The 13,839-nt window shown below is 34.1% G+C and carries 14 protein-coding genes; 10 read left to right on the plus strand and 4 right to left on the minus strand.

The window, feature by feature from the left end; all coding sequences use genetic code 11:
• Positions 1-74: 74 nt before the first annotated feature.
• The 9 genes from JM658_RS01685 (at position 75) to JM658_RS01725 (ending at position 9,128) form a co-directional block, all read left to right on the plus strand.
• Positions 75-758, plus strand: coding sequence for a thymidine kinase (locus tag JM658_RS01685; RefSeq protein WP_236957493.1), 684 nt, complete (start codon positions 75-77; stop codon positions 756-758).
• A complete protein-coding gene (alr, locus tag JM658_RS01690) occupies positions 724-1,827 on the plus strand; it encodes an alanine racemase (RefSeq protein WP_236957494.1) in 1,104 nt (367 codons plus the stop codon). Before JM658_RS01685 ends, alr begins: the two co-directional genes overlap by 35 nt.
• A gap of 86 nt (positions 1,828-1,913) precedes the next feature.
• Positions 1,914-2,153 (plus strand): ribbon-helix-helix domain-containing protein, encoded by a 240-nt coding sequence (locus JM658_RS01695; RefSeq protein WP_236957495.1) that lies wholly within the window; start codon positions 1,914-1,916, stop codon positions 2,151-2,153.
• Positions 2,146-2,433 carry a type II toxin-antitoxin system RelE/ParE family toxin gene (locus JM658_RS01700; protein ID WP_236957496.1) on the plus strand — a complete coding sequence of 96 codons (288 nt, stop codon included), beginning with the start codon at positions 2,146-2,148 and terminating at the stop codon, positions 2,431-2,433. The genes JM658_RS01695 and JM658_RS01700 overlap by 8 nt, the downstream gene beginning before the upstream one ends.
• A gap of 144 nt (positions 2,434-2,577) precedes the next feature.
• Complete coding sequence (gene mscL / locus JM658_RS01705) at positions 2,578-3,000, plus strand: large-conductance mechanosensitive channel protein MscL (RefSeq protein ID WP_236957497.1); 423 nt, start codon at positions 2,578-2,580, stop codon at positions 2,998-3,000.
• Positions 3,001-3,217: 217 nt separating this feature from the next.
• A complete protein-coding gene (locus tag JM658_RS01710; RefSeq protein WP_236957498.1) occupies positions 3,218-4,207 on the plus strand; it encodes an aspartate-semialdehyde dehydrogenase in 990 nt (329 codons plus the stop codon).
• A gap of 97 nt (positions 4,208-4,304) precedes the next feature.
• Entirely contained in the window at positions 4,305-6,467 is a 2,163-nt protein-coding gene (locus JM658_RS01715; protein WP_236957499.1) for a prolyl oligopeptidase family serine peptidase, read from the plus strand.
• An 11-nt stretch (positions 6,468-6,478) separates the two neighbouring features.
• Complete coding sequence (locus tag JM658_RS01720; protein ID WP_236957500.1) at positions 6,479-8,029, plus strand: M20/M25/M40 family metallo-hydrolase; 1,551 nt, start codon at positions 6,479-6,481, stop codon at positions 8,027-8,029.
• Between the two features lie 145 nt (positions 8,030-8,174).
• Complete coding sequence (locus tag JM658_RS01725) at positions 8,175-9,128, plus strand: ABC transporter ATP-binding protein (RefSeq protein ID WP_236957501.1); 954 nt, start codon at positions 8,175-8,177, stop codon at positions 9,126-9,128.
• An 81-nt stretch (positions 9,129-9,209) separates the two neighbouring features.
• On the opposite strand, the gene JM658_RS01730 is transcribed toward JM658_RS01725, so the two are convergent.
• Both JM658_RS01730 and JM658_RS01735 read right to left on the minus strand, forming a co-directional pair.
• A complete protein-coding gene (locus tag JM658_RS01730) occupies positions 9,210-9,752 on the minus strand; it encodes a DUF5004 domain-containing protein (protein WP_236957502.1) in 543 nt (180 codons plus the stop codon).
• A gap of 123 nt (positions 9,753-9,875) precedes the next feature.
• Entirely contained in the window at positions 9,876-10,334 is a 459-nt protein-coding gene (locus JM658_RS01735; protein ID WP_262911712.1) for a GreA/GreB family elongation factor, read from the minus strand.
• A gap of 155 nt (positions 10,335-10,489) precedes the next feature.
• Between JM658_RS01735 and JM658_RS01740 the strand changes: the two genes are divergently transcribed.
• Positions 10,490-11,473 carry a sterol desaturase family protein gene (locus JM658_RS01740; protein WP_236957503.1) on the plus strand — a complete coding sequence of 328 codons (984 nt, stop codon included), beginning with the start codon at positions 10,490-10,492 and terminating at the stop codon, positions 11,471-11,473.
• Between the two features lie 19 nt (positions 11,474-11,492).
• Here JM658_RS01740 and JM658_RS01745 read toward each other — a convergent pair whose 3' ends face one another.
• Together JM658_RS01745 and JM658_RS01750 are read right to left on the minus strand one after the other, a co-directional pair.
• Positions 11,493-12,695 (minus strand): Nramp family divalent metal transporter, encoded by a 1,203-nt coding sequence (locus JM658_RS01745; protein ID WP_236957504.1) that lies wholly within the window; start codon positions 12,693-12,695, stop codon positions 11,493-11,495.
• Entirely contained in the window at positions 12,696-13,799 is a 1,104-nt protein-coding gene (locus JM658_RS01750; RefSeq protein WP_236957505.1) for a DUF2891 domain-containing protein, read from the minus strand.
• Positions 13,800-13,839 lie beyond the last annotated feature (40 nt).

Raw genomic sequence — 13,839 nt, forward strand, 5'->3', positions numbered from 1 at the left:
TAAATATTTGCTTAAGTTTGTTTAGTTTTTCTAGAGAAGGGAATTCTTTCCTTCTCAGTATAGAAAATTACAAGATGTTTCTCGAAAATACAGTAAACCATAAAGAGCAATTTGGCTGGATAGAAGTCATCTGCGGATCGATGTTTTCCGGTAAAACCGAAGAATTGATTCGTAGGCTCAAACGCGCCCAATTTGCAAAGCAAAAAGTTGAGATTTTCAAACCTTCCGTAGATATTCGCTATGATGAAGATATGGTCGTTTCTCATGATTCTAATGAGATCCGTTCTACACCTGTTCCTGCTGCTGCGAATATCCGCTTATTAGCCGATGGTTGTGATGTAGTTGGTATAGACGAGGCACAGTTTTTTGATGATGAGATTATATCTGTATGTAACGATCTTGCCAATAAAGGAATTCGTGTGGTTGTTGCAGGATTAGATATGGATTTTAAAGGAAATCCCTTCGGCCCGATGCCTGCACTAATGGCCACTGCCGAGTATGTTACCAAAGTACACGCCATTTGTACACGTACAGGAAATCTTGCTAATTATAGTTTTAGAAAATCTACAAACGATAAATTAGTATTATTAGGGGAAACTGAAGAATATGAACCTTTAAGTAGAGCTGCTTTTTTTAAAGCAATGTTACGAGAAAAGGTACAAAAATTGGAAGTTAAAGACCCCGAAGAAATTATTTCTAAAGAAGCTGTAAATAACATTAAGGATGACAAACATTCAGGAGACAACACTGGAAATTAGTCTTCCAGCACTTACTAATAATTACAAATTTCTACGTTCAAAATTACAAGAAACTACCAAATTAATGGCGGTAGTAAAAGCATATGCCTACGGAAGTGAACCTGCACAGGTAGCTTCTTTTTTAGAAAACTTAGGAGTAGATTATTTTGCCGTTGCATATACCGATGAAGGGATAACTTTAAGAAAAGCAGGAGTTACCAAGCCAATTTTAGTGCTGCATCCGCTGCCTGTACATTTTAAAAAAATAATAGATTATAAATTAGAGCCTAGCATATATAGCTCTTATGTTTTAAATGCATTTTTAAAAGCTGCTGAAAAAGAACATGAGTATCCTGTACATCTTAAATTTAATACTGGATTAAATAGACTTGGTTTTACTTTGGATGAAGTCGATGCTATCACTGATACATTATCAGAAAATAAAGAACTTAAAATAGCTTCTATATTTTCCCATTTAGGAGCTTCAGAAGACCTTTCTGAAAAAGAGTTTACACTGAAACAGATTCATACTTTTAAAAAAATTGCCGAGAAATTACTTTCTAAACTGACTTACAAGCCAATGCTACATATTCTAAATACTTCAGGAATATTAAACTACGCTGCAATAGCAGAGTTTGATATGGTGAGAAGTGGAATTGGGCTCTACGGTTTTGGAAATGATGTTCGTTTTAACAAACACCTAACTCCTGTAATCTCTTTAAAAAGTGTCATCTCTCAGATTCACCATATTTCTGCAAATGAAAGTATAGGTTATAATAAAGGTCATATTGCAAAAACAAACATGAAAACAGCCACCATTCCGATTGGTCATGCAGATGGTATTGGAAGACAATACGGAAAGGGAAAAGCTTTTCTTACAGTAAATGGCGTTAAATGTCCAATTATAGGAAACGTTTGTATGGATATGCTAATGATAGATGTTTCTAATGTGGATTGTAATGAAGGAGACGAGGTTCTCGTTTTTGGAGAGCATCCCACTGCTAGTGAATTTGCTGCCACCGCAGGAACTATTTCTTATGAACTTATAACGGCAATTTCGCAACGTGTAAAACGAAAAATTATATTATAGTAGACCTCATTTAATTATAATCCTTACGCATCATAACTATAAAATGATTCATTTTTGGTGTATATTTACATCAAATACATTGAATTATGCCAAGACAAAGCATCTCATTCACAGAACCGAACGACGAGTGGTTAAAAAATCAAGTGGACAAAAAAGAGTATTCAAGTAAAAGCGAACTCGTAAATGATCTAATTCGACAAGCGCGAAAACAACAAATTGAGATAAATTGGGTTCGAGCTAAATTGGAGAACGCTGAAAATAATGGTTTTTCAAATGAAAGTAAAAATGAAATTTTAGCTGAATCTAAGTCTTTGCTTAATGACTAAATACAAATTAAGTAAAGAAGCTAAAAATGATTTAATACGAATTCATCATTACGGAGTAAATAAATTTGGAATGACTCAAGCAGACAAATACTTTGAATCATTTTTTAAATGTTTTGATATTATCACCCAAAGGCCATATTCCTTTGAATCTGTAGACTTCATTAAAGTAGGCTATAGACGCTGTATTTGTGGGGTTGATAGCATTTACTTCAAAATAAACAAAAATGTTATTGAGATAATGGCAATTGTTGGAAGACAGGATTTAAATGAAAAATTATAAAAAATAGCTTATTACATACTTTTTAAAATTCTATCATCTCTTTAATCTATACTATTTCGCTTCTTATAACCTTAAAATCATCCGTTTAAAAACTATTAAAAAAATTTATATCTTTAAAAGATACTAATCAAGTAATCAAATAACATGGGATTTTTTAAAGATTTTAAGTCTTTCTTATTGAAGGGAGATATAGTAAACTTAGCCACTGCGGTGATTGTAGGTGGCGCATTCGGTAAAATAGTTACCTCCTTTACAAAAGATGTATTAATGCCACCAATAGGTATGCTCCTTGGAGGTGTGAAATTTACAGAGTTAAAATATGTACTAAAAGAAGCTGTTGTAAACGGAGACGAAGTCGTTTCTGAAGCTGTTACCATTAATTACGGAATTTTTATCCAAACTATTATGGATTTTATAATTATTGGTTTCTGTATTTTTATGATTCTAAAGGCTTACGAAAAGTCTAAAAAGAAAGAAGAGGAAGCTCCGGCAGCACCTGCAGGACCAACTCAAGAAGAGTTATTAGCTGAAATTAGAGACGAATTAAAAAGACAAAACACTAAATAATATTTCTTCTATTTCTATAAAAAGTAACAAGAATGCCACCTACTTTAGAAGCAGGTGGTTTTTTTAGTGACAATCTTAAATGTTATTTTTATAACAATCTGTTATATTTTTTTGAAGTTTTGCATTTTAGCTTGTACACATGTGAATATTAATTACTTTTGTCTTTCAGAATGAGAATTAATTAATCGGTTAATACACCATATTAATAAGATAGAAAATGAAAATAGCCGTTGTAGGAGCAACCGGAATGGTTGGAGAAGTAATGCTTAAAGTTTTAGAGGAACGCAATTTCCCTATTACAGAATTATTAGTTGTAGCATCAGAGAGATCAGTAGGAAAAGAACTTTCTTTTAAAGGAAAAACATATAAAGTAATCGGTTTACAAGATGCCGTTGCTGCAAAACCAGACATCGCTATTTTTTCAGCTGGTGGAGGAACATCTTTAGAATGGGCTCCAAAATTTGCTGAAGCAGGAATTACGGTAATCGATAATTCTTCAGCTTGGCGTATGGATCCAACAAAAAAATTAGTTGTTCCAGAGATCAATGCTAATGAGCTTACAAAAGAAGATAAAATTATTGCGAATCCAAATTGCTCTACTATTCAATTAGTAATGGCATTGGCTCCGTTACACAAACAATATAAAATGAAGCGTGTTATCGTTTCTACTTACCAATCTATTTCTGGTACTGGTGTAAAAGCTGTAAAACAATTAGAAAACGAATTGGCGGGTGTAGAAGGAGAAATGGCATATCCTTATCCTATCAATCAAAATGCATTACCTCATTGTGATGCTTTTGAAGAGAATGGATACACTAAAGAAGAAATGAAATTAGCTCGTGAACCGCAAAAAATATTAGGAGATAAATCTTTTGCTATATCTGCAACAGCGGTAAGAATCCCTACTTCTGGAGGACATTCTGAATCAGTAAACGTACAATTCGAAAGCGATTTTACATTGGCAGACGTTCGAAGAATATTAAACGAAACTCCAGGAGTCGTAATTCAAGATAATCCTGATACAAACACTTATCCAATGCCGATCTACGCACATGATAAAGATGATGTTTTTGTAGGGAGAATCCGTAGAGATGAATCGCAGCCAAACACTATAAATATGTGGATTGTAGCAGATAACTTGCGTAAGGGAGCCGCTACAAATGCAGTACAGATCGCTGAGTATTTACTAGAAAATAAATTGGTGTAATTAGGATACCATAAAAATATGTTAAAAAAGCCCTTGATATTAAGCTATCAAGGGCTTTTTCTTTAAATTATCATCGCTAATTACTAATCTAAACATAATGAAGAAACTCATCACTTGTGTGGTGGTTGCAACAAGCATTTTAAGCTCGTGCGACACTACAGAAACTAAAAAAGATTTAACATTGAAATATCCCGCTACTAAAAAGGTAGATACCGTAAACACATATTTCGGTACAGAAGTAAAAGATCCATACCGCTGGCTTGAAGACGATCGCTCTGATGAAACTGCAGCATGGGTTAAAGATGAAAATGAAGTTACCTTCGGATACCTAGAAAAAATTCCATTTCGAGATCAGCTAAAACAACGTTTAGAGAGATTATGGAATTACGAAAAAATATCTGCTCCCTTTAAAGAAGGAGATTACACCTATTATTATAAAAATGACGGACTACAAAATCAATATGTAGTATACCGCAAAAAAGGAGACAACGGAGCTGAAGAAGTATTTCTAGATCCTAATACTTTTTCTGAAGACGGAACGACCTCTTTAGGTGGATTGAGTTTTTCTAAAAGTGGAAAACTAGCTGCTTATTCAATTTCTGAAGGAGGAAGCGATTGGAGAAAAGTAATTATAAAAGATGCAGAAACTAAAGAGATTGTTGAAGATACTATCGTTGATGTAAAATTTAGCGGACTCTCTTGGAAAGGAGACGAAGGTTTCTTTTATTCTAGTTACGATAAGCCAGAAGGAAGTGAACTTTCAGCAAAAACAGATCAGCACAAATTATACTATCATAAGTTAGGAACTTCCCAAAAAGAAGATCAGCTTATTTTTGGAGGTACAGAAGCCGAAAAACACAGATATATTGGAGGGAATGTTACCGAAGACAATAATTACTTACTTATCAGCGCTTCAATTTCTACTTCTGGAAACAAATTGTTTATTAAAGATCTTACCAAAGACAATTCCCCTTTAGTACCGATTATAGAAACTACGGAAAGTGATACCTATGTAATCGAAAATGAAGGATCTAAACTTTATTTAGTTACAAATTTAAACGCCCCTAATAAAAAGATAGTTACTGTTGATGCATCAAATCCAACGCCAGAAAATTGGAAGGATTTTATTCCTGAAACAGAACATGTTCTAAGTCCGAATACAGGAAGCGGTTACTTTTTTGCTGAATATATGGTAGATGCCGTTTCTCAAGTAAAACAATACGACTACGAAGGGAAGTTAATCCGCGAAGTTAAGTTACCAGGACTCGGAAGTGTTGGTGGCTTCGGAAGTAAAAAAGAAGACAAAGTAATTTACTATTCTTTTACCAATTACAATACACCAGGAAGCACCTATACTTTTAATCCAGAAACTGGAGATTCAGAAGTTTATTGGACTCCAGAAATCGATTTTAATTCAGACGATTTCGAATCGAAACAGGTTTTTTATACTTCTAAAGACGGAACTAAAGTTCCTATGATTATCACCTACAAAAAAGGAATTGAGCTTAACGGTAAGAACCCAACGATTCTTTATGGTTACGGCGGATTCAATATTAGTTTAACACCATCCTTTAGCACGGCTATAGCTGTTTGGTTAGAGCAAGGTGGTGTGTATGCTGTTCCAAACCTTCGTGGAGGTGGAGAATATGGTAAAAAATGGCATGACGCAGGAACTAAACTTCAGAAGCAAAATGTTTTTGACGACTTTATTGCGGCTGGAGAATACCTTATCAAAGAAAATTATACTTCATCAGATTATTTAGCAATACGTGGTGGATCTAATGGAGGTTTATTAGTAGGTGCAACTATGACACAGCGTCCAGATTTAATGAAAGTGGCATTGCCAGCGGTTGGTGTTTTAGACATGCTGCGTTACCATACTTTTACTGCGGGAGCCGGTTGGGCATATGATTATGGAACTGCAGAAGACAATCAAGAAATGTTTGAATACTTAAAACAATATTCACCTGTCCACAATGTAAAAGAAGGAACCAAATATCCTGCTACCCTTGTTACGACAGGAGATCATGACGATCGTGTGGTACCTGCTCATAGTTTTAAATTTGCTGCAGAATTACAAGAGAAACAAAGTGGAGACAATCCTGTTCTTATAAGAATCGAAACCAATGCTGGACATGGAGCAGGAACTCCTGTAAGCAAAACAATCGATCAATATGCAGATATTTTTGGATTTACCCTTTATAATATGGGTTATGAAGAATTACCAAATAAAGCTGCATTAAAAGAATTTAAAAAATAAATATCTAGAACGTGATTAAAAAAATAAATCTATTATCTGCATTCTTTATCATTACAAGCGTTTTACACGCACAAACCGATAAAGAAGTTATTGATAAAATTGTAAATGAAGCTTCTCAAAATTCGCAATTAAAAGAACTGGCCTACGAACTCATGGACGGTATTGGTCCGCGTTTAGTAGGAACTCCACAAATGCAAGAAGCACACGATTGGGCTATTAAAAAGTTTGATTCTTGGGGGATTTCTGCTGAAAATGAAAAATGGGGAGAATGGAAAGCTTGGGAACGAGGAATTACACATATCGACATGGTATATCCTCGTGTAAAATCTATTGAAGGAATGCAATTGGCATGGAATCCTGGAACTTCTAGTAAAGGTGTGACGGCAGAATTAGTAGTGCTCCCTTCTGTTAAAGATTCGCTAGCTTTTGATAAATGGTTAAAGTCTGTAAAAGGTAAAATTGTAATGGTTTCTATGAACCAAATTACAGGAAGACCAGATGATAACTGGGAAGAATATGCAACGCCAGAATCTTTCGAGAAAATGAAAGCGGAGCGAGATGCTTTAGAAGAGGCTTGGCAAACTAATATGAGAAACACTGGCTACACTTCTAGAACACTTCCTGAAGCATTAGAGAAAGCAGGTGCTGTAGGAATAGTGCAATCGTATTGGTCTAAAGGCTTTGGAGTAAATAAAATTTTTAGCGCTCGAACTAAAAAAATTCCAATGGTAGATGTAGCTCTTGAAGATTACGGAATGCTATATAGAATGGTAGAACACGGAGCAAAACCTCAACTTAAAATTGTAGCTGAGGCTAAAGATCTTGGCGTAGCTCCTACCTTTAATACTATCGCAACAATTAAAGGAACCGAAAAACCTGATGAATATGTTATTCTTTCTGCACATTTCGATTCTTGGGATGGGGGAACTGGCGCTACAGATAACGGAACTGGAACTATAACAATGATGGAAACAGCAAGAATCTTAAAGAAACTGTATCCTAACCCAAAACGAACTATAATTATTGGTCTTTGGGGAAGTGAAGAGCAAGGTTTAAATGGTTCTCGTTCTTTTGTAGAAGACCATCCAGAAATAGTAAAAAATGTACAAGCCGTATTTAATCAAGATAACGGAACTGGAAGAGTTGTTAACCTTTCCGGACAAGGTTTTTTACATTCTTATGAGTATTTAGGAAAGTGGCTTAAAGCAGTTCCTAATGATGTTACAAAACATATCGATACACATTTTCCTGGAACTCCGTCTAGAGGAGGCTCCGATTATGCATCTTTTGTAGCTGCTGGTGCTCCTGCATTTTCATTAAGCTCGTTAAGTTGGTCGTATTGGAATTATACATGGCATACCAACAGAGATACTTATGATAAAATTGTTTTTGATGATGTTCAAAATAATGTTATTCTAACTGCTATTTTAACTTATATGGCTAGTGAAGATCCAGAAAAAACATCAACAGAAAAAAGTGTTTTACCAATTGATGATAAAACCGGAACTCCAAGAGAATGGCCTTCTCAAAAAGAGCCAACTAGAAGAGGTGGTTTAGATTAAATAATACCATTTTTAGAATAAAAGGAGGTTTATTAAAGAGATCATAATTAGATTTTTTTAATAAACCTCCTTTTTTATACAATCCTTCCTTCTTTAAGCTACACCTCTTTATTCTACTTCTTATATTTGCTAAAACCTAATATCTATGCTCGAAGTAAAAAAGGTATCCTTTCAATATCACGAAACTCCTATTTTAAAAAATATAAACTTTACTTTACAAAAGGGAGAACACTTATCTATTATTGGGGAAAGTGGCTCTGGAAAAAGTACTCTTTTAAAGATTATATATGGACTTTATCATTTAGAGAAAGGAAAACTCTTTTGGAATAAAACACCAATGTTAGGACCTAATTATAACATTGTTCCTGGAGAGCCTTTTATTAAATATGTAGCCCAAGATTACGATCTTATGCCTTTTATTACTGTGGAAGAAAATATAGGGAAGTTCCTATCTAATTTTTATCCTCGGAAGAAGAAAAAAAGGATTGCAGAGCTGTTAGAACTTGTTGGTATGACAGCATATGCTAAGATTAAACCAACAGAATTAAGTGGCGGACAACAACAGCGCGTTGCCTTGGCAAAAGCTTTAGCAAGAGAACCTGAATTGCTTTTATTGGACGAGCCTTTTAGTAACATTGATAATTTTAAGAAGAATCAGTTAAGGCGCGATATTTTTGGATACTTAAAGCAAGAAAATATCAGCTGTATTACTGCCACTCACGACAATACCGACAGCCTCTCTTATGCGGATATTACAATGGTTTTAAAGCAAGGAAAATGCATTGCGTTAGACAATCCTGAAACGCTTTATAAAACGCCTAAAAATAAATATGTAGCCTCTCTCTTCGGAGAAGTAAATGAGCTTCCTATCAATTTGTTTTCCAAGGAGGAAACAAGTAGTAAGAAAGTTTTATTATATCCACATCAATTGGAAGTAACTAATTCTTCAGCAATAAAAGTAAAGGTTAAAAAATCATATTTTCAGGGAACTCACTATTTAATAGAAGGGATTAGAAATAGAACAACAATCCTTTTTAATCACACAAAAGAAATTCCAGTAGATAAGGAAGTAAATATTAAAGCAGTTTACGAGTTTTAGAAGAGCTTAAAAACAATAAAAAAGCCGACATTTAAAACTTATTAAATGTCGGCTTTTAACCTAAAACTTACTTATATTTTCTTAGTTAGCAGGCTCTATTTCTGCTAGCTTTTGAGAGTACGTGTACGTAACAACAATTTGGATTTGCTGTCCGCTTGCATCTGTTGCAATCCCAGAAGTTTGAACTGTATATTCTGTTTCTTCTGCATTGAACTCAAGAGTTTGAATCGACTCATAACAGTTTGTAACAAGACCAAGCGTTGTTCCTCCTAGCTTCCAACTTCCTGAGAAATCTTCAGTAGCTTCACAATCTTCAACTACACCCCCTTGCTCATATGTATAAGTTCTATCAGAATTAAAAGTGTACACTATATCATTCTGACATTCTGTTTGTTGAGCATAAATATCTGTACTTGGGTTCTCTTCCTCATCATCAGTTAAATCGATCTCTTCATCAGATGTTATTCCTGTTAACTCCCAACTTCCTACAAAAGTAGTCTCTTCATCAGAAAGAGCTCCTGTGTAATCTGGTGTACAACTTACAGTATCGTCGTCATCACAACTAATAAATAATCCTGTTAGCGCTACAAATAATGATGCAGCAATTAATTTTCTTGTTTTCATTAAGGTTTTTGCTTTTATGTTATGCTATATATAATAGAAGCAAAGCTTAAGAAATGGTTGCGTGGAAGATTGTTAATTTTTTAAACTAATAGAATGATTAAGGAAAGTTCACTTAGAATTCTACTAATAAATAGCTTGAATTTTTATATTGGAAGTTTGAAAAGTAACCTCATCATCAATCCCTTTTCCTAATAAAAGCTTTCCGATTGGAGACTGTGCAGAAATACAATATACATCTGTATTATCTATGGTTATCTGACCTAAAGAAACGGATATAAAGTAGTTAACGACATTTGTTTGCACCAAGCTTCCCATTTTTACGGCTTTTTCTGCTGAAGTATTCCCGAAATTAATTCTCGAAAATGCATGATGCATCATCTCAACTTCTCGCAAGCGGTTGCCAGCTTTCTCTCTTTCCAACTGAAGCATAGCACGCCCTGTTTCATGCTTATCTCCAGCACTGCTTTTAGTTTCGGAAGCAAAAGATTCTTCTATAGTTGCAATTGCCTTTTGAACTTGATACAACCGTTCATTTAAAAGTTCTTGGCATTTATTTACTAACTGCTCTTTAATGCTTTTCATTATAAGAATTTATTCAAAGATAAGGGAACATGGGCATATTATAAACACTATATAACTATCAAAACTCTACAACAAAATATTCCTTTCTTAAAACTGTAGAATTATTACTATATTCAATATCTTTAAAACTACACCGCCAAAACTAATTTATAAAAATGGAATTCTTACAAACTCTTTACCAGGAGATTATAAACTTTCTTGGAGTTACGCAAGCATGGGAAATTCTCCGAGAAGGTAATTACGAAACTCTTAAAACATACAAAGGATTTACGGCTTTTATACATCCTATTATTCCCATTCTAATAATTTTAGAATTTATACTTGGGCTAATCTATAAAAAACCACAAACAAAAGTATACAAAGTAAATTTCCTAATCTATGTTTTCAATCGTATAATAGGGAGATTTATAGCCATTGCTATGGTTACACTCATTATAGGGAGTTTACAAAAATATGCTCCTTTCCAAACCTCTTTTACATGGTATTGGTTTATATATGGATATGTAGTTTGGGAATTCGGTCACTTTTTATATCATTATTGGGGACATAAAGTACGGTTATTTTGGTGCTTACATTCTACACATCATGCTCCAGAAAACATGAATCTTTCTGTTACTCATGCGCATTTTTTCTTAGAAGCTCCATATGCAGATGCTATACGTACAACCGTATGTATTCTTGCTGGAGTACAACCAGAAATGCTATTAATAATTATGCTTATAGATGGAACATATGGTGCTTTTATTCATATTGGAGAGAATTTATTAAGAGACGGTAGACTTGGTTTTTTAAACAATATTATCTTAACACCATCTCACCATCGGGTACACCACGCTAGAAATCCTTTATACATGGACACCAATTTCTGTAACCTTTTAAACATATGGGATAAAGCTTTTGGAACATTTCAAAATGAAGAAAAGGAGGTTAAAATTGAGTATGGAATCACTAGAGAAATGGACTCAGGCAACTTTATTGATGTTTACTTTGGAGAAATTATTGCACTTTGCAAGGATATTTATAAAGCTCCAGGGATTAAAAATAAAATTCTGTATATCGTAATGCCACCAGGTTGGAGCCATTCTGGAGAGCATAAAACAGCAAAAATAGTAAGAGAAGCCTATTTAAATAACAAGTAAAAAATTCTTATAAATGGGCTTAGTTAAAAATATGAATCCCAATTACTTTTAAAACACTCATTATTCCAAGCCCTAATGTTAGTAATACAATTATGAGTCCCAATACATTTTGAAAAAAGGTATTCTTATATGATTTCAAAATAGAAGTTCTATTAACTGCCCAAAGTAAAAAAACTGCAATTATTGGTAGTAAAATTCCGTTTGAAATTTGCGCTATCTTTATAACTTCAATTGGCTTGATTCCGAATGACATAAAAATAACTCCTAGAATTACAATAAACATCCAAACGGATTTAAAGCGTTTATCTTTCATAGAAGCATTCCATCCAAAGCAACTATTAGCAACAAAAGCAGCCGCTAAAGGAGCCGTAATTGCAGAAGTTAATCCTGCTGCAAAAAGGCCAATTCCCATAAAATATTTAGCACTATTTCCATAAATAGGCTCTAAGCCTTTTGCTAAATCTAATACATTTTCTATCTGTAAATTTTGTGTTTTAGCCGCAGTAATCATTATAGCTATAGAAACCATTCCTCCCAAAGAAATAGCAAGGAAGGTATCTCTCCGAGCATATTTTAAATCGTTCGCTAAATGCCATTTTTTACTCACCAATGAAGCGTGTAAAAACAAATTGTAAGGTACAATAGTCGTTCCAACCAAAGAAATTATAGTCAAGAGGCTGTCTTTAGGAGCTTTTGGAACGAAGAGTCCGTTAATAATATCCATTATATTTGGCTTGGTAACTATTGCAGTTAGCATAAATGATATACTCATTAATAACACTAAAGAAACAAGAATTTTTTCTATCGATTTATAGTTCCCTATATAAAGAAATACAAACGCTAAAATTCCAATTATTAACGGATAAAAACTTGTATAAGTAGTTCCAAATAATGCTTGAAGGCCTAATGTTGCCCCTCCGATATTTCCGCCTTCATAAGCAGCATTTCCAATAACGATAGCTCCTAATATTAAAGCTATAACCAACCATTTTAACCAAGGTTTTTTAATTTCTGTAGCCACCACATCTCCCAACCCCTTTTGAGTGATGATTCCTATTCTTGCGGCCATTTCTTGTAGAATTATGGTTGCTACAATAGAGAATAGCATTGCCCATAATAGCGAAAAACCAAAAGTATTTCCAGCCAACATACAAGCCGTAACTGTTCCAGGCCCAATAAATGCCGCTGCAACTAAAACTCCAGGACCTATTCTTTTAAACATCTATTCGCTTACATGGTTTAAAGAATACAATGCAAAAGTTCCTAACCAATGCGTTCCGCTATAATTATCATCTACAATATTTGGAAGCGAATAATTTATATGCTGATTTGCAATGTTTTTTAAATGCGAATATTCTGGTAAACTCTCTGCAATACCATAAAGACACCAAGCACGACTAAAGTTTAAACCATCTAAATGAACTAATTTACCATCTGCTCTGTCGCCAACTTTACCTGGTTCTAATTCGAAGTTTCTATCAGCTAATTGAGGTAGGAAATTATCAATCCACACTTTAAAATCGTCCTTGCTATATACTTTTTTTACCAAGTTTGCTTCCTCTAGACATGGGGAAAGAAAATCATGACCACTAGGCTCCCAAGTAATCGGACAATCAACATCACTTTTATAAAAACGCTTTACAGTTTCTGTAATACTTTGCTTGAATTGATTATTTCCAAGCGTATTTGCATAATCCCAAGCCAAAGACAATCCGAAGGCTGTATTAGCATGCTCTCCAACACGAATTGGATAATTTAATTTTGGCAGAAATGTTATATAAGCATTTACAATATAGTCTGTAAGTGGTTGTAAATTTGCCTCTAGTTCTTTTGCCATAGGATCATTCCAATTATGTAACTCTTCAACAAGTTTTAGCGTCCATGCCCAACCATAAGTACGCTCAAAAGAAGCGTTCCCTTTCATCTTAAAATAGGCAACCTCAGCTTCTATATTCTCTTTAGAGATATTTGCTTTTAACTTCTCTCGGATAGAAGATGCATTTTCTAAATTAGGAAACTGCTTAAGAAGCGAAATAAGCGACCAATGTCCATGAACTGAAGAATGCCAATCGAAGCATCCATAAAAGGCAGGATGCAACTTCTTTGGTGTTGCTAAATGTGTACTATCTTCTAAAGTTTGATTTAGCTTATTAGGAAACTCAGTTTGCATACATTCCAAAGGTAAAGAAGCAAGTCTATTTGCTTCTTCTATATTTAAAACAGGCGTAGGTGCAGTTTCTATAGTTGTTTTTTCTGAAGTCTTAGCATCTTTACAAGCAACCGTAAACGCAAGTATAATTAAAAGACAAAAGAGTGGTTTTTTCATTTTAAAAGATTTCATTATAAACTGTTGATTAGTGTCATTA

The organism is Joostella atrarenae (genome assembly GCF_021764745.1).
In the GTDB taxonomy this organism is placed as follows: domain Bacteria; phylum Bacteroidota; class Bacteroidia; order Flavobacteriales; family Flavobacteriaceae; genus Galbibacter; species Galbibacter atrarenae.